The organism is Actinomadura sp. 6N118 (assembly GCF_044326415.1).
In the GTDB taxonomy this organism is placed as follows: Bacteria; Actinomycetota; Actinomycetes; order Streptosporangiales; family Streptosporangiaceae; genus Spirillospora.
Genome location: NZ_JBIRAZ010000010.1, coordinates 275,907 through 297,171, shown reverse-complemented (window position 1 = coordinate 297,171; position 21,265 = coordinate 275,907). Strand labels below are relative to the sequence as shown.

Below are 21,265 nucleotides of genomic sequence, written 5' to 3'. Positions count from 1 at the left end.
CCTCAACGGAGGAGATCGATGTCCGACCCCCTGCTCGAAGCCGTACGGTCCGGCGCGTCCGAGAAGGAGCTGCTGGACTGCGAACTGCCCACCCGTTTCCGCGCCGCCTTCACCCTCAAAAACGAGGTGGGCATCTTTGAGGGGCAGATCGACAAGGACGTGCGCCGCTCCCTGCACGTCGGCGAGGTCGACATGCCCGAGCTCGCCCCGGACGAGGTCGTGGTGGCGGTCATGTCGGCCGCGATCAACTTCAACACGGTCTGGTCGGCGATCTTCGAACCGGTGCCGACGTTCGCGTTCCTGGAGAAGTTCGGCCGCCAGGGCTGGCACGGGGCGCGGCACGACCTCCCGTACCACATCCTCGGCTCGGACGGCTCGGGCGTGATCGTCCGCACCGGCAGCGGTGTGAAGAGCTGGAAGGCCGGCGACCGCGTCGTCCTCTCGCCGTCGTACGTGGACGAGGAGGACCATGGCTCCTACGACGACGGCATGATGAGCGAGACCCAGCTGGCCTGGGGGTTCGAGACCAACTTCGGCTCGCTCGGCGAGTACTGCATCGCCAAGGCCAACCAGCTCATCCGCAAGCCGCGCCATCTGACCTGGGAGGAGTCGGCCTCCACCACGCTGTGCGCGGCCACCGCGTACCGCATGCTGGTCGGCACGCACGGCGCCCGGATGAAGCAGGGCGACGTCGTGCTGATCTGGGGTGCCACCGGCGGCCTCGGCTCGTTCGCCACCCAGCTGGTGAAGAACGGCGGCGGCATCCCGGTCGCGGTCGTCTCCTCCGAGGAGAAGGCCAAGATCGTCCGGTCGCAGGGCTGTGACCACGTCATCAACCGCAACGAGCTGAACCTCGGGGAGCAGGGCCTGCGGCACCCCAAGGCCGGCCGTGTCCTCGGTGAGGCCATCCGCGGCCTGGTCGGCGAGGACCCGGGCATCGTCTTCGAGTACCTGGGCCGCGAGACCTTCGGCGCCTCGGTCTACGTCGCCAAGCGCGGCGGCAAGATCGTCACGTGCGGCTCGTCCACGGGGTACAAGCACGAGTACGACAACCGCTTCCTGTGGATGCGCCTCAAGAGCATCATCGGCTCGCACGGCTTCAACTACCACGAGGCCGTCGAGGTCAACCGGCTGATCAGCCTCGGCATGGTCCACCCGACGCTGTCGACGGTCTTCCCGCTCGACGGTGCCGGTGAGGCCACCCGTGCGGTGCAGACCAACCAGCACATCGGCAAGGTCGCCGTTCTCTGCGGCGCGACGGACGAGGGCCAGGGCGTGGACGACCCGGCGATGCGCGAGCGCATCGGCGAGGAGAAGTTCCACCTCTACCGACGCTCTGTTTGATGGCTTCGCGGCCTCGGTGGCCGCGCCCTGGGGGCGCGGCCACCGAACCGCAAAGCCGCCGCCAAGCGGAGCTTGTCCGTTGAAAGGGTGGCTGGGCGGGGGGTGTAGCGGGAGGGAGCGCGACATCGCTTCGCGATCTCTCGTGAAGCCTCGCCTTCGGCTTGCTTCACGACCCGGTCGCGCGCTCGCGGTGCGGGGTTGAGCGCTGATTGAGCCTTATTGGGGCTTTGGTGCGTATTAAGCGTTGTGTCAGGGCTCCAGTGCTTTGTGCTCGGCAGGAGCGCGTTCGCCGTCCGGGTGTTCGCCGTCCGGGTGCTCGCCGTCGTGGCCGTTCGGCGCGGTGGGAGGCTCGGCGAGATCGGCCATGAAGTGCCGGTTGAGGGCCGCACGGACCTTGCCGAGGCGGCCCCGGAGCTCGGGTGCCTCGACGCCCTCGCGTTCTGGCCGTCCCAGCGGCAGGGCGGGCCGCGGCCGGGGATCGGTGATCGCACCGACGACCTCGGCGGGCAGAGTGCGTTCGACCTCGATGTACTCGCCGCTCGGCCGCTGCCGGATGACGCCGGTCTCCAGGCCGTGCTCCACCAGGGCCCGGTCGCGGCGCTGCAGGCCCAAGCAGATGCGGTACGCGATGACGTAGCCCAGCACCGGTCCCAGGATCACCAGCCCGCGGAAGAACCACGTCGTCCAGAACAGTGGGATCTCGAACCGCTCCGCGATCACGTCGTTGCCGCCGGCCGCCCACAACCCGCCGTAGAAGATCACGCCGGCGATGCCGATCCCGGTGCGGGCGGGCACGTCGCGCGGCCGGTCGAGCAGGTGGTGGATCTCATGGTCGCCGGTCACCCAGCGTTCCAGGAAGGGGTAGACCGCCAGCCCGGTGAACAGGACGCCCGGCACGACCAGGGCGGGCACGATCACGCTCATCGGCAGCGTGTAGCCCCATGCGGTGATCTCCCACGAGGGCATGATCCGCAGGGAGCCCTCCAGCCAGCCCATGTACCAGTCCGGCTGGGAGCCCGAGCTGATCGCGCCCGGGTCGTACGGGCCGAACAACCAGACCGGGTTGATCTGGAAGAACGTCGCCAGCAGCACCGTCACGCCGAAGACCCACAGGAAGAACGCCGTGGTCTTCGCGATGAAAATCGGGAAGAACGGGCCGCCCTGGACCGTCCTGTTGGTGCTGCCCTTCCCAGGGAACTGCGTGTGCGTCTGCCGCCAGGTCAGCACCACGGCGTGCAACGGGATGAGGGCGAGCAGGATCCCCGGTATCAACAGGATGTGGATGACGTACAGCCGCGGGATGATCAGGTCGCCCGGGAACTCCCCGCCGAACAGGAACATCAGCACGTACGAGCCGACCACTGGGATCGCGAGGATCACGCCCTCCAGGATCCGGATGCCGGTGCCGGAGAGCAGGTCGTCGGGCAGCGAATAGCCGAACAGCCCGTTCACCATGACGAGCATGAACAAGGTGATCCCGATCAGCCAGTTCAGCTCGCGGGGCTTGCGGAACGCGCCGGTGAAGAAGTTGCGCAGCAGATGGACGACGATCGCCGCCATGAACAGGATCGTCGACCAGTGGTGGATCTGCCTGACCAGCAGCCCGCCCCGCACGTCGAACGTGATGTGCAGCGTCGACGCGTACGCCTCGCTCATCCGCACCCCGCGCAGTGGCTGGTACGACCCCTCGTAGACGACCTCGGTCATGCTCGGCTTGAAGAACAGGGTCAGGAAGACCCCGGTGAGCAGGATGATCGCGAACGAGTACAGCGCGATCTCGCCGAGCAGGAAGCTCCAGTGGTCCGGGAAGGCCTTGCGCAGGGCCTTACGGGCGAACGAGCCGCCGCCGAACCGCTCATCGATCGCGCGGCCGCTCGCCGCCAGCGCTTTGGGAGGCTGCGGGGACGCGGGCATTCGGGACCTCCACCACCGGTGGCCCGGAACCGACCACCTTTCGCATTGGTCGTTCGTCTTGCCTCTACCAATGTCGCACTACCCGTAAAGAGGGGCCAGAGCCCAGCCCTGAGGCGTGTTGTCTTTGGGTCCGGCCGAATCTGGTCGCGGCTCGACCTAGACTTTGCGCCCAGGTGACGAAAGGGACATGATTTCCATCACACGGAGCACATAAGTAATCAATTACCCCTTGTGTCCGGCGCTGTACGCGGGGGTGCGAACGGTGGGGAGGCGCACGTGCACAACGGTGCCGAGGCGAGGGGCAGACCCTGGGTGGACCTGCCTCGTGAGCTGGCGGACCACATGCGGCCGCACCTCGACGAGGTCGCGGACGACATGATCCAGGAGATCCAGACGCGCGTGCGCGAGTACGACCGGCCCGGGGAGGGGCCCTATTCGAGCACGCTCCGGCTCGCCGTCGAGCGCGTCCTGCACTACTTCGTCGAGCGGGTCGCCGATCCGAAGGAGCCGGACTCCTCGGTGATCGACTTCTTCCGTACGATCGGCCGCGGCGAGGCCGGGGAGGGCCGCAGCCTGGACGCCGTGCAGACCGCGATGCGGGTCGGCGGCATGGTGGCCTGGCGCCGCATGGCCGAGGGCGCCGCCGTTCTGGAGGTCCCCGCCCGCACGCTGGGCGCCGTCGGCGAGGCGTTGATGTTGTTCCAGGACGAGCTGGCCGCCGCGGCCGGCGAGGGGTACGCGCAGGCCAAGGCCGCCGTGGCCGGTGAGATGCAGCGGCGCCGCAGGCGCCTGCTCGACTTGCTGTTCGCCGACCCGCCCGCCGCGCCCGAGGCCATCGCCGACCTCGCCGCCGCCGCGCACTGGCCCATCCCCCGTACGGTCGCCGCGGTCGCCCTCGGCCAGGAGACCCGCCAGCCGACGGCGTTCCCACCCGACATCCTCTCCGACCTCAGCCGCCGCACGCCGAGCCTGATCATTCCCGACCCCGACGGGCCGGGCCGCGCCAAGCTGGTGGACCGTGCCCTGAGCGGGTCACTGGCCGTGGTCGGCCCGACGGTGCCGCTGAACGAGGCGGCGCGTTCGATCGAATGGGCCTGCAAGACCCTCGGCCTGGCCGAACGCGGCGTCATCGGGGCGACCACCGGCGTGATCCGCAGCGTCGAGCACATGTCCACGCTGATCCTCTTCCAGGACGAGGAACTGATCACGTCGCTGGCGCGGCTGCGCCTGGCCCCCCTGTCGCACCTGCGCTCCAGCCAGCAGGACCGGCTCGCCGAGACCCTTCTCGCCTGGCTCCAGTCCGGCCGGAACGCCAACGAGGTCGCCATGCGCCTCCACGTCCACCCGCAGACGGTCCGCTACCGGCTCCGCCAGCTGGAGGAGCTCTTCGGCGACCAGCTTCTCGACCCCGACCTCCGCTTCGACCTGGAGATCGTCCTCCGGGCGCGCGCCCTGCTCGGTGACCGTCCCGGCGAGCAGATCATCCCCTCGGCCCGGGAAGCGGTGGGCGACACGGCGGAGGTCGTCAGCTTCCGTCGCTAGGTTCCGCTGTTGGTCGTCGCCGTCAGGTCCCGTCGCTGATCGCGGCGTGCGGGATCAGGACGCGGATCCGGCAGCCGCGGGGGCTGTCGACGACGAAGATGTCCCCGCCGTGCAGGTCGACGGCCCAGTGGGCGATGGCCAGGCCCAGGCCCGTACCGCCGCCGGAGGTACCCACACCGGTGCCGGACGCGGCGCCGCGATTGAAGCGTTCGAAGACCCGGGAGCGTTCGGCTGGCGGGATTCCGGGGCCTTCGTCGGAGACCTCAAGACTGAGCCCGCCGTCCGGCGCCGGGCGGGCGGTGACCGTGACGGTGCCGCCGGGCGGGCTGTGGCGGACGGCGTTGTCGAGCAGATTGGCCAGGACCTGATGCAGACGGTCCTGGTCTGCCACGGCCTCCAGGCCTGGTGTGACATCGATGTCCAGGTGGGCGTCCGGATATGCGGCGGTCGCCTCGGTGACGAACGCGGCCACGTCGAGCGTGGTGCGTTCCAGGGTGTCGGCCCCGGCGTCCACGCGGGAGAGGTCGAGGAGCTGGGTGACGAGGCGGCCGAGCCGTTCCGTCTGCTCGACCGCGGACTCGAGGACCTCCGGGGTGGCCGGGGTGACGCCGTCCGCGACGTTCTCCAGCACGGCGCGGAGCGCGCTGATCGGGGTGCGGAGCTCGTGCGACACGTTCGCCACGAACTCGCGGCGCTGGCGGTCCACGGCGCCCAGGTCGGCGGCCATGCGGTTGAACGCCTGGGCGAGCTCGCCCACCTCGTCGCGGGAGCTGGCGCGTACACGGCGGCTGTAGTCGCCCCGGGCCATGGCCCGGGCGGCGGCGGTCATCTCGCGTAGCGGCGCGGTCATGCCGTGTGCGATCAGCTGCACCACCCCGAGAGAGATGAGGACACCGACAGGCATGGTCTGGCGGGCCCGGAAGCCCAGCGCGTACCCCCAGAGCACGATCAGGATCGCGGTGCAGGCGGTCACCACCGTGACGACCCCGAACTTGACCTTGATCGAACGCAGCGGGTCGAGCGGGCGGGGCAGCCGTACCCACAGCCTGTGGAGAAAGCTCACAGCGCGGCCCTCAGTCATCACAGCGTTGTCTTCAGTAATCACGCAGATACCTCGAACGAGTAGCCCACCCCATGGACCGTGCGGATCAGGTCGGCGCCCAGCTTGCGGCGCAGTGCCTTGACGTGGCTGTCCACGGCGCGGGTGCCGGACGCGTCGGCCCAGTCCCACACCTGTTCGAGGAGCAGCGCGCGGGTGAGCACGGTGCCGGGATGGCGGACCAGGCAACCGAGCAGGTCGTACTCGGTCGGCGTCAGGTGCACCTCATGGCCGTCCCGCCGGACGCGGCGTGCCTTCTGGTCGATCTCCAGCGGACCCAGGCGCAGGACGTCCGAGATCGCGGACGCCTCGGCCCGTTCGGCCCGCTCGAACCGCCGCAACACCGTCCGGACGCGGGCGACCAGCTCTCGCATGCTGAACGGCTTGGTGATGTAGTCGTCGGCGCCGACACCGAGGCCCACGAGGAGATCGGTCTCGTCGTCGCGGGCGGTGAGCATCAGGACGGGGACGCTGCGTTCGGACTGAACGCGGCGGCAGACCTCCAGGCCGTCGAAGCCCGGCAGCATCACGTCGAGCACGATCAGATCCGGTTCGTACGACCGGGCCCGCTCGACGGCCGACGGGCCATCGCCGGTGATCTCCACCGCGAACCCCTCCGCGGTGAGCCGGTCCGTCACCGCCCGCGCGATGATGGGTTCGTCCTCCACGACCAAAATGCGCTGTCTGGACCCGGCCTGCGTGTTGCTCCCGGCCTGCGCGTTCTCTGCCACGGCCCGACTTTAGGCGGACGCCGTGGGTGCTTTGGGGGTGAATTGTGGCGAATTTGTGAAGGCGCCCCTGTAAGCGCGAACGTGACCAGGTTCTGTGACGCATGTCTGTAACGGATGACACATTGCGGGATGCGTGGCCACAACGTGTCATCGTCCATCATCCTGTGTAAACGGCTGGGTACTCTTAGGTGATCGTCCGGGACACGACAGGGCCATTTGCCCATTCCAGGAAGCGTCGTCACATGCCCCCCGCCGGCCGTACCTCGCTGACCGAAGCCATTGTGAAATGCCTGCCGCCCAAAGCTCCTGAGGTGGCACATTTCGTTGTGCACGGGGTGCGCGGGTCCGGAAAGACCCAGTACCTGCGACATCTCGAACAGCTGTGCTCGACGCAGGGTCCGTGTGCCTACATCGATGTCGGGCCCGATCGTCCGGCGCGGCCTGAGAACAATCTGAAACTCCTCACCGAACTGGTCTTCAAGCTCGAAAAGAAGACCTATCGATGGCCCAGGAGGCTGAGGTTCTCCCGTTTTCGCCTCGGCTTGCTCTCCCTGGGCGCCAACCTCAACGAGGACCACCACTCCGATGCGCTGGTGGACCTCCGGCGAATTCTCAGCGGTGGCGACGATGATGATCAGGAAGGTGCCGCGCAGGACTTCGACCAAGCGGTCCTCTCAACCACCAACATCGTGGCGCAGGCGATGGGCGCGGCGACGCCGCCCGGGACGACCGAGCTGGTCCGGCTCGTCCTCCGGCATCTGGCCCCGAAGACCGCGGACGGCCTGCGCTGGAGGAGCGCGCTCAAATGGCATGCGGCCAACGCGCGCCCCGCTGCGGTCAACGGCTACGACGCCCTGGTCGAGCTCAACAGGATGCACAAGGACGGGTACGGCGCGGCAGTCGATGACCTGCTCTGCCGGGCCTTCCTCGCTGACATCCACGCCGGCTACAACACCGAGACGTTCCATTGGGACCGGAGCGCCAATTGCCTGATCCTCCTCGACAACGTCGACTGGGAGCTGGGTGAGCCGTTCCAGGAGGCGCTCGGGCGCGCGCAGGAAGATGCGGCCGCCAGTGCCGCCAGGGCGGGCAAGAAGACTCGTGGCCCGTTGGTGGTCGCCATGACGAAGCGGACTCCACCGCCCGCGACGCAACCGGTGGTGGCCTCGGCGCGGGTCCTGGACAAGGTGGTGGCCGGCACCCGGGCGTCACCGGGCCATCGGTCGCTCGTGATCAGGTTGGACGACCTCCAGTTGCCCGAGATCCGCCGTCTCATGGGCCGGAGCACCGCGGCCCTGCGTGGCAGCGACGTGGCCTTGCTGGTGTCGATGCTCACGCGAGGCCATTCAGGGGGGACCGCGCTCATCGCGGATGCCATGGAGGCGGCGACACGGCATTCCCCTAACGGTTTCGCGGACCCTCGGCTCCTTCTCGACCTTCCGGCCGTGACCCGGGCGGGAGCGGCAGCATCGGGCACGCCGGCACCGTCGGTGGCGGACCAGATCCTTGACGTGCTGCTTGCCGGTCAGCCGCCGGAAATACGGCACGCCTTCATCACCTGCGCGCCTGCACTGGAACCGGCCGCCACCCGCGCCCTGGAAGGGGTGGCCGGCCTCACCCGCGAGCTCGTGAAGGATCTGCACGAGATCCTGTCCGCCGAGTTGTGGTCCCTTCCGTTGTCGCAGGAGGAGATCAACGCCCGCCAAGGCGTACTCGCCGAGCCTCCGGGCGGCACCAGTCCGGACGGCACCCGTGTGGGCCGTGCCCGGCGCGGGACTCCGGCCAACGTCGTCGACCGTGACCGCCGTTTGGTCTCTCACCGGCTGCTGTGGCGAGTGCTCATGCACAAACTGGCAAGCAGGCCAGCAGGATCCGACGACTGCTGGCAAGCCGTGCACGAGCGACTGCGCGACCACCACGCCGCGCAGGGCGACACCCTCGCGGCGCTTCATCACGCCCTTGCGCTCGGTGATCTCACGGCCGTTGTCGATCATTTCGAGACGGCGTTTCAGGATGGTGCCCGGTCGGACCGCAGCGATGTCTGGCAAGACTGGTTCGATGACCTGCGCTACGTCGCGAGGTCGCTGGATCAGGCCAGGGCCCGTCCGCTGCCGGGCCGGCCGTCACCGGGCGCGCAGGTGGTCGGCCTGATCCGCGACAGCGTCGGCTCGGACGCATCCGGGACCGAGGAACGGCGGCTGATCGCGCGGCTCACGGCAGCTCTGCTGATCTTCGCCGATCCGCTCGGCGATCCGGCCTCCGAACTGCGGGACGTCATCGCCGACGCCCTCACCGAGCTGGCCTTTCGAGCTGGGGCCGGTTTCGAGCACCTCAACATGCTCGCCCGTGCGTTCGCTGCCCGTGAGATCCGCCCCGACCAGATCTGAGCTCCCTGGAGAGGACCATGCTGGCTTGGTTTGGCAATCTGCCGCTCACCGCCAAGGTCGTGCTGGTGACGGCGTCGCTCGCGGGTCTGACAGCCGGTGGCTGGGGGGTCCTCGACTGGAACGGCGACCGTGACGACTGCGGGGACGCCCGCGGCGGAGTCAAACGTCATGACGGGGAATGCGTCGGAGTGACCGACGGATCGGCCAAGCCGTTCCATCCGGCGCTCAAGAACATCCAGGAGAAGATCCACGCTGAGAACAAGCGGGTCGACTCCCAGCCGGACATGGCCAAGGTCAGCATCGTCTATCTGGCACCGATGTCAGTGACGGCCAAGGATCCTACGACGTTGGCGGGGGCGCGCCACCAACTCGAGGGCGCCTACCTTGCGCAGGTGCTGCTCAACGAGCGCAGCGGTAACACCCCCGGCGTCCGGGCCCAACCGCAGATCAAGCTGCTCCTCGCCAACGCCGGTGCTCAGTCCGGGCAGTGGGAGCACGCCGTGAAGCAGATCCAGGGGCGGACGGGGACGTCCGACAAGGTCGTCGGAGTGGCGGGGCTGGGGCCGAGTACCGAGACGACTCGGGCGGCCATGTCCAGGCTCGCCGAGCACAGGATCCCGATGGTCGGGTCGATCTTCAGCGCCCCGGAGATCCGCGGGGGCGACGGGCGGCGGCTGGACGCCAGGGACGGGCTCTTCCGGGTCTCGCCCACCAACACCGACGAGGTCGACGCTCTGCTGAAGGCCGTGCCGCCCAAGGGACGGATCTTCCTCGTCCAGGACAACGACCGCAACGACATCTACGCCCAGGACATGGCCCAGCGGTTCCTGGCGGCACGGGTGCCCGGCACGCAGACCGAGGCCTACGTCACCGATGAGAACGGACGGCCTGCCGGCGGCAACGCGTTCCTGTGGATCCGCTCCCAGCTCTGCGGCGACGGCGACGTCTGGATCTTCTTCGCCGGACGCGGCAAACAACTGCAGGCCATGCTGGAGACCTTCGCCGACAATCCGTGCGTCGGCCAGAAGATGACGATCGTGTCAGGCGACGACGCCCTCAACATCGACTGGAGCGCGCCGAAGGTGAAAAGGGCGCTTTCGAAAGACATCACGCTGAAGTACGCCGGCCTGGCCCATCCCGAGCAATGGACCAATCAGCCCGGGTTCGGCGCGGCCTTCACCACGTTCGCCAGCGCTCACTCCCAGCATGGCTTCAAGCAGGCCGATCTCATCGACGGCACCTCGATGATGGCCTATGACTCGGTGCTGACTCTGGCGACGGCGATCCGCAATGGCGCCGGCAACACCTCCACCGAAGGAGTCCAGGGGATGCTCCTCCAGCTCCATCACAAGAACCACGTCCAAGGAGCATCAGGACGCATTGACCTGGACAATGCCACCGGCAAGGCCGTCAACAAGGCCGTGCCGATTCTGCAGCTCACCCCTCAAGGCGTGCGAGCCGCCACCGTGGCCTGGCCGAGCGGCAAACCAAGCTGAACGCACCCAGCTGAATCCACCGAGCTGAACGCACCCAGCTGACCCCGCCCAGCTGAACCTTAGGGGCCGGGACTCCAGGTGTGGACGGGCTCGTTGCTGTTCATGCGCTCGATGTAGCTGCGGGTCATCAGGCGTAGGGCCTCGTGCCGTTCGGTGCCGAACGAGTCCTCGATCGACTGCACGGTTTCGATCTGCCAGGCCGCGCCGGTGCGGCCGGTGATGCACCGTCCCTCGATGATGCCGAGGAGACGGTCGCGGCGGGCCGGCTCGACGCCCCAGCGGTCCAGCCCCTCGTACGCCAGCGGCAGCAGGCGCCGGAGCACCAGCTCGGAGGCGGGCACGTCGCCCAGGCCGGGCCAATAGAGGGTCGCCTCCATCCCGTCCCGGGCTGCGCGATGCAGGTTGTCGGCCGCTGTCGCGAACGACATCCGGCTCCACACGGGGCGTTCCTCCTCGGCGAGCATGCGCAGGACGCCGTAGTAGAACGCGCCGTTGGCCACTATGTCGGCCACCGTCGGGCCTGCCGGGAGCACGCGGTTCTCGATGCGCAGGTGCGGACGGCCGTTCACCACGGCGTAGATGGGACGGTTCCAGCGGTAGACCGTGCCGTTGTGCAGCGAGAGTTCGCCCAGCTCCGGGATGCCGCCCTCCTGCAGGATCTCCAGGGGGTCTTCCTCGTCGCACAGCGGCAGCAGCGCGGGGAAGTAGCGGGTGTTCTCCTCGAAGAGATCGAAGACCGAGGTGATCCAGCGTTCGCCGAACCACACCCGGGGGCGCACACCCTGCGCCTTGAGCTCGTCCGGACGGGTGTCGGTGGCCTGCTCGAACAGCGTGATGCGGGTCTCGTGCCACAACCGGTGACCGAAGAGGAACGGAGAGTTGGCGGCCATGGCCACCTGGGGCCCGGCGATGGCCTGGGCGGCGTTCCAGTGAGCGCCGAAGTGGTCGGGGCTGACCTGGAGGTGGAACTGCACGCTGGTGCACGCGGCCTCGGGCGTGATGTTGTCGGCGTGCATGCTCAACGGCTCGGGGCCGTTGATGTCGATGTGCAGCTCCTCGCCGCGCGCCGCGAAGATCTGCTCGTTGAGGAGCTTGTACCGCGCGTTCGACGAGAGCGTCTCCTCGCCGATGTCCGAACGGCGCAGCGTCGGCAGGATGCCGATCATCGCCAGCGAGGCACCGACCTCGCGGGCCGCCCCGTCCGCGTGATCAAGGTGCTCGCGCACCTCGGTCTCCAGCTCACCGGTGCCCTCCCCGCCCAGTTCCCGGGGCGGGATGTTGATCTCCAGATTGAACTGGCCGAGCTCGGTGGCCCAGGCCGGATCCGCGATCGCCTTCAGCACATCGTCGTTGCGCATCAGCGGATCGCCCAACCCGTCCACCAGGTTGAGCTCGATCTCCAGTCCGATGTGCGGTCGCTCGAACTCGAACTGCGACTCGCTCAGCATGCGGGCCAGGACATCCAGGCAGCGCCGCACCTTGTCGCGATAGCGCCGCCGATCCTCACCACTGATGGCGACGGCCGATACATCCCTGCCCATGGTCCGTCCCCTACGATCCGGGTGAACTACTACAAAACGGATGTCCCGCTGGGAGCAAGGTGAAACCCAAGGGCGGTTTCCGGTCGACCCGAAGTGCGTACCGGCGAGTACCTTGTGTCATGGGTCCGTCGCGGGACCAGCGTTCATGACACTCTGTGATTGGCTGCGGCCGGCAGGGCGTCGTCGCCAGGGCGCCAACGCGAGGACACGTGCGCGGAGCGGGGGACGGATGCGGCTGCGGCCACGGTCGATCAGGGCGCGGGACACCCTTGTCGCCGCCGTACTCGCCCTGCTGGTCTTCGGCGGCGTCGCCGTCGCGATCGATCTGGGCATCCGGAGCGGCACGGAGGCGCGCATCCTCCAGGAGACGCAGCTCGCCGCCCGCCGTGTCAGTGCCAGCGTGCGTGACGGGACGCTGACCAGCCCGATCCCGGACGACTCGGGCGGCCGCATCCTGATCCAGGTCGTCGGCCCGGGCGGCCGCGTGCTGGACTCGACCCCCGCCGCCGCGGGCCTGCCGCCGTTGAGCACCCGGTGGCCGACGGTCCAGGAGCGTGTTCACGACTGGGTCGAATGCGACGACGACCGCTGCATGATGATCGAGGCCATCCGGGTCACGACCGCGCCCGACTCGGTCGTGGTCTACGCCGGGACGCCGATGCCCGGGTTCATCGCCTCGGGGCTCCTCGAGGTGCTGCTCGGCCTCGGCGTGCTGCTCTTGTCCGCCCTCTCGGCCTGGGTCACCTGGCGGATCGTGGGCCGTACCCTCCGGCCGGTCGAGGCGATCCGCGCCCAGCTCGCCGAGATCAGCGGCAGCGACCTGTCCCGCCGCGTGCCGGAACCCGCCGGCGACGGGGAGATCGCCGAGCTGGCCCGGACCGCCAACCAGACGCTGGACCGGCTCGAACGCGCGGTGGAGCGGCAGCGTCAGTTCGCCTCGGACGCGTCCCACGAGCTCCGGACGCCCATCGCCGGGCTGCGCGCCAACCTTGAGGACGCCGCGATGCACCCCGACGACACCGACCTGGACGACGCGGTCCGTTCCGCCCTGCGCGACACCGATCGGCTGGAGTCGATCGTCACCGACCTCCTGCTCCTCGCCCGCATCGGCACCGGCGGCACCACCGCCCATGAGGAGATCGACCTGGCCGCCCTGGTCGGCACCGAGGTCCGCCAGCGCGGCTCAAGCCTGCTGGTCTGCACCCGCCTGGACCCGGACGCGCAGGTACGCGGCGTACGCATGCAGCTGGTCCGGCTCCTGGGCAACCTTCTCGACAACGCCGAGCGCTACGCGGACAAACGCGTCGAGATCGAGGTGCGCAGCGAGGCGTCCGAAGCCGTCCTCATGGTCACCGACGACGGCGCCGGCATCGACCCCGGCGACCGCGAGCGGATCTTCGAACGCTTCACCCGCCTCGACAGCGCACGCAGCCGCGGCGCCGGTGGCACCGGCCTGGGCCTGGCCATCGCCCGCGAGATCGCGCAGGCGCACGGCGGCGTCCTGGACCTCGAAGCCTCCCCGAGGGGTGCCCGCTTCGTGCTCCGCCTCCCCCTGGGCTGACCCACGATCGGCCGACACGCGAAGGGCCGACACGCGAAGGGCCGTCCACAGGGTGTGGACGGCCCTTTCGAAGCGTGCTGGTCAGGCGCGCATTGATCGGATGCGCATCAGATGTGCACAGGTCAGGCGCGAACGGCCTGGACCTCGAGCTGGATGTCGACCTTGTCGCCGAGCAGGGCCTTGTCGCCCGCCAGCGGGATGTTGAACTCGATGCCCCAGTCCTTGCGGTTGATCGTGGTGTTGGCGGAGAAGCCGGCGCGGGTGCCGCCCCACGGGTCCTCGCCCACGCCGTTGAACTCGAGCTCAAGGGTGACGGGCTTGGTGACGTCCTTGATCGTCAGCTCGCCGTCGACGAGGTAGTCCCCGCCCTCGGCGCGCACGCCCTTGGTGACGAACGTCATCGTGGGGTGGTTCTCGACGTCGAGAACGTCAGCGGTGCGCACGTGGGCGTCGCGGTCGGCGTTGCGGGTGTCGATGGACGCGAGCTTGATCTCCGCGGTGGCCGTGGAGTCGGCGGGGTTCTCGGCCACCTCGACGGCGCCGGAGAACTCGGTGAAGCTGCCGCGTACCTTGGACATGAGGTGGCGGATCGTGAAGGTCACCTCGGAGTGGGCGGGGTCGATGTTCCAGGTGCCGACGGTCAGTTCCTTGGCAACGGTGGTGAGGCTCATGGCTATCTCCCGCTAGTTCTTGAAGTTTCAACAACAAGCCCGAGGTTAGTTGAGACTTCAAACGAATGTCAAGCGCCGAAGCCGGACACCTACATACAGCGCGTACTGTTTGTTTTGCTGGCTACACTTCCGGCATGTCCACGCAGACGCGGCGTACGCAGGAGGAACGCACTGCGGCCACCCGCAAGGCCCTGCTCGACGCCACGATCGACTGCCTGGTTGAGCACGGCTACCACGGCACCACCACCACCCGTGTGGTCGAACGTGCCGGGGTGTCCCGCGGCGCGCAGGTGCACCACTTCCCGACCAAGAACGACCTGGTCCTCGCGGCCGTCGAGCATCTGGCCCGCAAGCGCGCCGACCAGTTCATCGAGCAGGACCTCGGCCGCCTCCAGGCCGCGGAGGACGGCGTCGGCGAGGCCCTCGATCTGGTCTGGGAGGTCCACCAGGGTCCCCTCTTCGAGGCCTCCATGGAGCTGTGGATCGCGGCACGCACCGATCCCGAGATGCGCCCCCACGTCGCCGCGCTGGAACGCACGGTCACCGCGGGCATCTTCGACCTGGGCCGCCGCCTCCTGGGCGACCGCGTGGACGACGCCGAGTTCCGCGGCGACATCTATCTCATGCTGGAGACCATCCGCGGCCTGCGCCTCCTCCAGTTCGTCCACCCGACCTCGCCCGAACGCACCCGCGAGCGCTGGCTGAGAACGAAGTCCCGCCTCCGCCTGATAGCCGAACGCCACATCGCCTAACGCGGTTGCCTTTCCTGGTCGATGGGCGCGACGCTAGGACTGTCTAATAAACAGTCAAGATTGTATGTTTCTGTCTGTCGAGTCTCATGAGCGGCGCCCCGGAGGACGGATGTCTCGCAGCTTCAACCTGGCCGACCTGTTCGAGATCGTGGCCGATTCGGTGCCCGGCAAGCTCGCGCTCGTGGCGGGTGAGTCGCGGCTGACGTACCGGGAGCTCGATGAGCGCGCCAATCGGGTTGCGCATCATCTGGCGGCGGCGGGCGTGGGGCCTGGCGATCACGTCTCGATCCTCGCCTACAACCGGGCCGAGTGGCTGGAGACGCAGATCGCGGCCTGGAAGATCCGTGCGGTGCCGGTCAACGTCAACTACCGCTACACGGCGGACGAGCTGGCCTATGTGATCGCCGACTCGAACTCGGTCGCGCTGGTGGGCGAGCGCTCGCTCATCGCGCGGCTGGGCGAGGCCAGGGGCAAACTGGCGGATCTGCGGCATGTCATGGTGATCGAGGACGGGTCGGACGACGAGGTGCCGGACGCGGTCGTGTACGAGGAGGCGCTGGCGGGCGCCTCGGACGCGCGTGACTTCGCCAAACGATCGAGTGACGACCTCTACCTGCTCTACACCGGCGGTACGACCGGCATGCCCAAGGGCGTCATGTGGCGCTGCGAGGACATCTTCATCGCCGCGATGGGCGGCGGGAACATGCTCGGGGATCCGGTCTCCTCCCCGGAGGAGCTCGCCGGCAAGGCCAAGGACGGCGGCCTCACCACGATGGTGTGCGCGCCCATGATGCATGGCGCGGGCATGTGGGTGGCATGGGCCTCGCTCACGGCGGGATCAACGGTCGTGTTGTGGTCGGAACGCAGGTTCGTGCCGGAACGGGTGTTGTCGGTCGCCGCGGCCGAGAAGGCGCAGGTGCTGCTGCTCGTCGGGGACGCGATGGCCCGGCCGATCGCCGACCTCCTGGCGGATGCCCCCGGCGTCTATGACCTTTCCTCTCTCCTGATCATCGCCACCGGCGGGTCGGTCACGTCACCCGACGTCAAGGCCAGGCTGCACGAGGCCGTCCCGTCCCTGATGATGATCCTCGACGCGTTCGGCGGCTCGGAGACCGGTGCGTTCAGCCAGGCGGTCGAGCCGGCGGCGGACGGGTCGCCGCGCTTCATGCCGCGCGACGGGAACGTGGCGGTGCTGGACGCCTCGCTACGGCGGATCCCGCCCGGCTCGGACGAGATCGGAGTCGTGGCCCGTACGGGCCGTATCCCGCTGGGTTACTGGAACGACGCGGACAAGACCGCCAAGACCTTCGTCATCGACGACGAGGGCACCCGCTGGGCGTTGCAGGGTGACATGGCGCGGATGGACGAGGACGGGGCGATCCTGCTGCTCGGCCGGGGTTCGCTCGTTATCAACACCGGCGGCGAGAAGGTCTTCGTGGAGGAGGTCGAGGCGACGCTCAAGGCGCATCCGGCCGTGTACGACGCGCTCGTGGTCGGCGTGAAGGATGAACGGCTGGGTTCACGGGTGGCCGCCGTCGTCTCCTTGAGCGAGACGGTCCCGGTCGACGAGTTGATCGCGCACAGCCGCAAAACGCTCGCCGGGTACAAGGTCCCGCGCGACATCCAGATCGTGGACGAGGTGAAGCGGTCTCCCGCGGGCAAGGCCGACTACCGCTGGGCGAAGCGCGTCTGTGGCGATGAGTGACCAGCCGAAGATGAACCCCGAGGACCTCGGGGCATGGAGCGATCAAGGACGGCCTGGCGCGGATCGCGAACTGACGACGGTGGGGCTCGCCGGTCCCGCAGCGGGTTAGGGCGCGTCTCAAAGTCAGCTGCCCTACTGCGCGACGCCCAGGCACGCACCTCGCGGGGTTGTCGTCGGTCGACGGCCAAACCCGGGCCGACTCCCTCCTCCGCCCCCGCGATGCACGCACCTGACCACCGCTCGCTACGGGCGCCGACTTTGAGACACGCCCTTATCCGTCATCAGGTCGGCGAAGGTGTCGGCCAGGAATTGATGGCCGCGCGAGCTGAGGTGTGGCCGGCCCTCGCCGTAGTTGGCGGGGTCGGCCATGCCTGGCAGGGCCCATACGTCGACGCACAGCGCGTCGTGCGCCGCCGCCTCGGCCCGTATGGCCTCACCGGCCAGGCGCATCCGGTCCTGGACCATGGGGACGAGCACCGCCGGAATGTGGAGCCGTTCGGCGATGTCGGGCAGGGTGCAGGTGATCAGTGTGGCCGACATCGCGGCGAGCCCGTCGAACAGCCACTTCACGTCGCTGCTGAAACGGCACTCCTCGAACTCCGGATCCTGGACGTCGGTCATGCCGACGGTGATGCTGATCAGATCGGGCCGGCGCGCCGGAACGGCGGGGAACTGGGCGTCGATGATGTCCGTCACCGTCGCCCCGTCGGCGCTGAGGTCGGTCAGCGCGCAGGCGCGGCCGGTTCGTTCGGCGAGCGTCCGGGCCAGGCGTGCGGGCCAGTCGAGATCGTTTCGTCCGGCGCCGAGCCCGTCACCCAGCGCCACGTAGATCGGCCAGGCCATGGTCGGCCTCCCGTCCCAGAAGGGTGCCTTCTCATGACACTCGTCCTCTGGACGCCCTCTGGCAAGGTCAGCCGCCTGGACTGGTAATCAGGTGACGGGGATCGTCTCGTGGGCCGGGCGGCGGTGCTCCAGCGCGGCGCGGAGCTGGGCGCGGCCACGGTGGATGCGGCTGCGGACGGTGCCGAGCTTGACCCCGAGGGACGCGGCGATCTCCTCGTACGTGAGGCCTTCGATGTCGCACAGGACGACGGCGGCGCGGTATTCGGGCGCGAGGGCGTCCAGCGCGGCCTGGATGTCGGCGTCCAGATGGTTTTCGTCGTAGGCCTGCGCCGGGCTGGGCTCGCGTCCCTGAAGGCGCTCGGCGGCGTCGTCGCCCAGCGCGTCGAAGCGGATCCGTGCCTTGCGGCGGGCCCGGTCGAGGAACAGGTTCGTGGTGATCCGGTGCAGCCAGCCCTCGAACGTGCCGGGACTGTAGGAGGACAAGGATCGGAAGACCCGGACGAAGACGTCCTGGGTCAGGTCTTCGGCGTCGTGCCGGTTGCCCGTGAGGCGGTACGCCAGCCGGAACACCCGAGTCGAGTGCTCGCTGACGATCTCCTCCCATGTCGGAGGCGTCCACGCCATAGCGCCTGCGCTCACCACTACCCCCGTCTGATACGAAATCGTTACGGCACAGCATGCCGGTACCCGGATAAGAGCCGTGTAAGAACGATCCTTGCTGGCCAGAACCGGCGCTTACCTACCGTGATACGGATCCCGCCTGCGGCCGGTTCACCTGGGGATTCACCGGCGGATCACCTGGTGGCCACCTGGGTCCCCCGGGTTTTCGGCGTGACAGATGCCACATTGCTTTCGCGGATCGGACGTGGCGGGCGCCCAGCCGGGTGACGATTATCGGGGGACTGCACCCCCACCCCCGAAACGCGAGGCAGTGGCATGGCGCGTAGCTACAATCTGGCCGACCTGATCGAGATCCTGGCCGAGGCCGGCCCTGACCGTCCCGCCCTGGTGGCGGGGGGCGAACGCCGCACCTACAAGGAACTGAACGAGCGGGCCAGCCGCGTCGGCCACCATCTGGCGGCGGCCGGAGTCCAGCCGGACGAGCATGTCGCGATCCTCGCCTACAACCGGGCCGAGTGGATCGAGAGCATGCTCGGCGTCTTCAAGATCCGGGCGGTGCCGATCCCGGTGAACTTCCGGTACGTGGCCGCCGAGCTCCACCACCTCCTGTCCGACTCCGACTCGGTCGCGCTCATCGGGGAGCGCTCGCTGCTGGCCAAGGTCGAGGAGATCCGGGGTGACCTGCCGAGGTTGCGGCACGTGATCGTGATCGAGGACGACTCCACGGCCAAGATCCCGGCCGAGATCCCGGGCGCGGTCGAGTACGAGAAGGCGTTGTCGGAGGCGTCCCCGCAGGACGACTTTCCGGAGCGTTCGAACGACGACCGCTACATCATGTACACGGGCGGCACCACGGGCCATCCCAAAGGCGTCGAGTGGCGCTGCGAGGACATCTTCTTCGGAGCCCTCGGCGGAGGGAACGCCCTGGGTGACCCGATCGATAGTCCCGACACAATCGCCAAGAACGCCGAACAGCCGCCGATGGCCGTGCTCGACTGTGCGCCCGTCATGCACGGCGCCGGCCAATGGGCCGCGTTCATGGGTCTCTTCAGCGGGGCCAAGATCGTGCTCTACACCGACCACGCCTTCGACCCGGCCAAGGCGCTGAGCCTCCTGGAGGAGGAGCAGGCGAACGTCATGATGCTGGTCGGCGACGTGATGGCGCGTCCGGTCGCCAAGGAGCTCGCCGACGGCTCGTACGACACGTCCTCGCTCTTCGCGATCGCCTCCGGCGGCGCGCCGCTCACCGAGAGCGCCAAGGACGCCCTGAAGGTCCACATGCCGAACGTCATGTTCCTCGACAACTACGGGGCCTCGGAGACCGGTACCACCGGCCCCTCGGTCGGGGGCAAGGAAGGCACGGCCCGGTTCATGATGAAGCCGGAGGTCAGCGTTCTCGACGAGGACCTCAAGCCTGCCGCTCCCGGTGAGATCGGCAAGCTGGCTCGCCGCGGGCACATCCCGATCGGTTACTACAACGACCCCGAGAAGACGGCCACCACGTTCTTCACCGACGCCGAGGGAACCCGCTGGTCGGTGCCGGGCGACTTCGCCACGCTGGAGGAGGACGGGACGATCACCCTGCTCGGCCGCGGCTCGCTGGTGATCAACACCGGTGGCGAGAAGGTCTACCCCGAAGAGGTCGAGGTGGCCCTGAAGGATCACCCCGATGTCTATGACGTGGTCGTCGTCGGCCTGCCGGACGAACGTTTCGGCCAGCGGGTCTCAGCGGTGATCGCGCCGCGTCCGGGAACGAGCCCGACACTCGAAGATCTCACCGGCTTCCTTCGCGGGCGACTGGCGGGCTACAAGCTGCCGCGCCAGATCCGCCTGGTCGACGAGGTGCAGCGCACCGCCGTCGGCAAGTCCGACTACAAGTGGGCCAAGGGCGTCTTCGCCGACGCTAGCTCGTAACACCCGTCAAAGGCCTCCAGTACGGCGGGCCACGTGCACCGTACGGGCTCGGTGGCCCGGTTGTGCGCGGTGATCCGGTGCCGTAGCCGGTGGTCATCGGCCAGCCGCAGCAGCGCCGCCGCCATCTCCGGGAACGTCCGGCCGAGGAGTCCCTCCCGGCCGGACTCCACGAAGTCGGCGACGCCGCTGCCCGCCTGCGCGACCACCGGCAGGCCCGCGAGCCGCGCCTCCAGCGCGGCCAGCCCGAACGACTCGCGTGCCGCCGGCGCCACGAAGACGTCGGCCCGGGCCAGGACGACCCGTATCGCGGAACGGTCCAGCCGGCCTGTGAGCCGCACCCACCCGGACATCCCGTGGCGGCGCAGGTAGCGCTCCACCCTGCCGCGCGCAGGGCCGTCACCGACGATCGTCGCGCGGATCGGCGCGACGGCGCCGACCTCGCGCAGCAGCCGCAGCAGGTTCATCGGCTCCTTGCGCGGCGCCAGCCGGCCGACCGCGACCACGTGCAGCGGATGGCCGGCCGGCCGGAGCCGCATCGGCACGTGGGCGAAGTCGTGCCAATGCGAGGCGTCGATCCCGTTCGCCACGACCCGGACGGGCAGCCTGCCGCCCACGACCTGGCGGATCGGCGCGGCGGCGGCCTCGCTCACCGCGGTCACGACCAGGCCGCCGGTGTTCCGCGCCCAGCTCGCGAACAGCCCGCGGTAGACGCCGCGGCTGGCCGGACCCCACAGGCTGTGGACGGTGAGCACGACGGGCACTGCCTCGCGCCTGGCCTGCAGGACCGCCCGCCAGGCGAACGGCGAGACCGCACCGGCGTGGACGTGCACGACGTCCGGCTTGCGATCCTCCAGCACGGGACGGAGCGATCGGCCGACCGGAAGCTCCCAGGGCATCGGCGTGACGAGCCGATCCACAGGCGGCTGATCCACAGGCGCCCGACCGATAGGCGGCCGATCCACGCACGACCGGCCTGCCGAGAACGGACCCCCGACCGCGAAGGCTTCGTCCCCTGGCAAGGGCGTGCGGCACGGGGTCGCGGTGGCGATCGAGACGTCGTGGTCGGCGGTGAGCTGCGCCCGGGCCAGCTCGTCGACCTGCACCTCGATGCCGCCCAGCCGGGGCAGGAAGCAGTCGCTCACGT

The 21,265-nt window shown here is 68.9% G+C and carries 16 protein-coding genes; 8 read left to right on the top strand and 8 right to left on the bottom strand.

The window, feature by feature from the left end; translation table 11 throughout:
* The first annotated feature begins 18 nt into the window (after positions 1-18).
* Positions 19-1,344 carry a crotonyl-CoA carboxylase/reductase gene (gene ccrA / locus ACH34W_RS26780; RefSeq protein ID WP_395963842.1) on the top strand — a complete coding sequence of 442 codons (1,326 nt, stop codon included), beginning with the start codon at positions 19-21 and terminating at the stop codon, positions 1,342-1,344.
* A gap of 249 nt (positions 1,345-1,593) precedes the next feature.
* Here the strand turns inward: ccrA and ACH34W_RS26775 are convergent, their stop codons facing one another.
* The gene (locus ACH34W_RS26775; RefSeq protein ID WP_395963841.1) at positions 1,594-3,258 is read right to left on the bottom strand and encodes a cytochrome bc complex cytochrome b subunit; all 1,665 of its coding nucleotides are present in this window, start codon (positions 3,256-3,258) and stop codon (positions 1,594-1,596) included.
* 276 nt (positions 3,259-3,534) lie between these two features.
* Here ACH34W_RS26775 and ACH34W_RS26770 point away from each other — a divergent pair, with 276 nt between their 5' ends.
* The gene (locus ACH34W_RS26770) at positions 3,535-4,800 is read left to right on the top strand and encodes a helix-turn-helix domain-containing protein (RefSeq protein ID WP_395963840.1); all 1,266 of its coding nucleotides are present in this window, start codon (positions 3,535-3,537) and stop codon (positions 4,798-4,800) included.
* Positions 4,801-4,822: 22 nt separating this feature from the next.
* Here the strand turns inward: ACH34W_RS26770 and ACH34W_RS26765 are convergent, their stop codons facing one another.
* Both ACH34W_RS26765 and ACH34W_RS26760 read right to left on the bottom strand, forming a co-directional pair.
* On the bottom strand, positions 4,823-5,863 hold the full coding sequence (locus ACH34W_RS26765) for an ATP-binding protein (RefSeq protein WP_395963839.1): 1,041 nt from the start codon (positions 5,861-5,863) through the stop codon (positions 4,823-4,825).
* A gap of 38 nt (positions 5,864-5,901) precedes the next feature.
* Complete coding sequence (locus tag ACH34W_RS26760) at positions 5,902-6,630, bottom strand: response regulator transcription factor (protein WP_395963838.1); 729 nt, start codon at positions 6,628-6,630, stop codon at positions 5,902-5,904.
* A 311-nt stretch (positions 6,631-6,941) separates the two neighbouring features.
* Here ACH34W_RS26760 and ACH34W_RS26755 point away from each other — a divergent pair, with 311 nt between their 5' ends.
* On the top strand, positions 6,942-9,017 hold the full coding sequence (locus ACH34W_RS26755; protein ID WP_395963837.1) for a hypothetical protein: 2,076 nt from the start codon (positions 6,942-6,944) through the stop codon (positions 9,015-9,017).
* Between the two features lie 17 nt (positions 9,018-9,034).
* A complete protein-coding gene (locus ACH34W_RS26750; RefSeq protein WP_395963836.1) occupies positions 9,035-10,513 on the top strand; it encodes an ABC transporter substrate-binding protein in 1,479 nt (492 codons plus the stop codon).
* 59 nt (positions 10,514-10,572) lie between these two features.
* On the opposite strand, the gene ACH34W_RS26745 is transcribed toward ACH34W_RS26750, so the two are convergent.
* Positions 10,573-12,054 carry a glutamate--cysteine ligase gene (locus tag ACH34W_RS26745; protein WP_395963835.1) on the bottom strand — a complete coding sequence of 494 codons (1,482 nt, stop codon included), beginning with the start codon at positions 12,052-12,054 and terminating at the stop codon, positions 10,573-10,575.
* A gap of 229 nt (positions 12,055-12,283) precedes the next feature.
* Between ACH34W_RS26745 and ACH34W_RS26740 the strand changes: the two genes are divergently transcribed.
* The gene (locus tag ACH34W_RS26740; protein ID WP_395963834.1) at positions 12,284-13,615 is read left to right on the top strand and encodes a sensor histidine kinase; all 1,332 of its coding nucleotides are present in this window, start codon (positions 12,284-12,286) and stop codon (positions 13,613-13,615) included.
* 122 nt (positions 13,616-13,737) lie between these two features.
* Here ACH34W_RS26740 and ACH34W_RS26735 read toward each other — a convergent pair whose 3' ends face one another.
* Positions 13,738-14,286 (bottom strand): YceI family protein, encoded by a 549-nt coding sequence (locus ACH34W_RS26735; RefSeq protein ID WP_395963833.1) that lies wholly within the window; start codon positions 14,284-14,286, stop codon positions 13,738-13,740.
* Between the two features lie 134 nt (positions 14,287-14,420).
* Between ACH34W_RS26735 and ACH34W_RS26730 the strand changes: the two genes are divergently transcribed.
* Both ACH34W_RS26730 and ACH34W_RS26725 read left to right on the top strand, forming a co-directional pair.
* Positions 14,421-15,038, top strand: coding sequence for a TetR/AcrR family transcriptional regulator (locus ACH34W_RS26730; protein ID WP_395963832.1), 618 nt, complete (start codon positions 14,421-14,423; stop codon positions 15,036-15,038).
* A gap of 109 nt (positions 15,039-15,147) precedes the next feature.
* Positions 15,148-16,743: an acyl-CoA synthetase gene (locus ACH34W_RS26725; RefSeq protein WP_395963831.1), complete on the top strand. Its 1,596-nt coding sequence runs from the start codon at positions 15,148-15,150 to the stop codon at positions 16,741-16,743.
* 243 nt (positions 16,744-16,986) lie between these two features.
* Here ACH34W_RS26725 and ACH34W_RS26720 read toward each other — a convergent pair whose 3' ends face one another.
* Positions 16,987-17,586: a GDSL-type esterase/lipase family protein gene (locus ACH34W_RS26720; RefSeq protein WP_395963830.1), complete on the bottom strand. Its 600-nt coding sequence runs from the start codon at positions 17,584-17,586 to the stop codon at positions 16,987-16,989.
* 87 nt (positions 17,587-17,673) lie between these two features.
* Positions 17,674-18,210, bottom strand: coding sequence for an RNA polymerase sigma factor SigE (sigE, locus tag ACH34W_RS26715; protein WP_151559526.1), 537 nt, complete (start codon positions 18,208-18,210; stop codon positions 17,674-17,676).
* 312 nt (positions 18,211-18,522) lie between these two features.
* Between sigE and ACH34W_RS26710 the strand changes: the two genes are divergently transcribed.
* Positions 18,523-20,121 carry an acyl-CoA synthetase gene (locus ACH34W_RS26710; RefSeq protein WP_395963829.1) on the top strand — a complete coding sequence of 533 codons (1,599 nt, stop codon included), beginning with the start codon at positions 18,523-18,525 and terminating at the stop codon, positions 20,119-20,121.
* On the opposite strand, the gene ACH34W_RS26705 is transcribed toward ACH34W_RS26710, so the two are convergent.
* On the bottom strand, positions 20,079-21,263 hold the full coding sequence (locus ACH34W_RS26705) for a glycosyltransferase family 4 protein (protein ID WP_395963828.1): 1,185 nt from the start codon (positions 21,261-21,263) through the stop codon (positions 20,079-20,081). The two genes, ACH34W_RS26710 and ACH34W_RS26705, sit on opposite strands and share 43 nt — an antisense overlap.
* Positions 21,264-21,265: the final 2 nt, after the last annotated feature.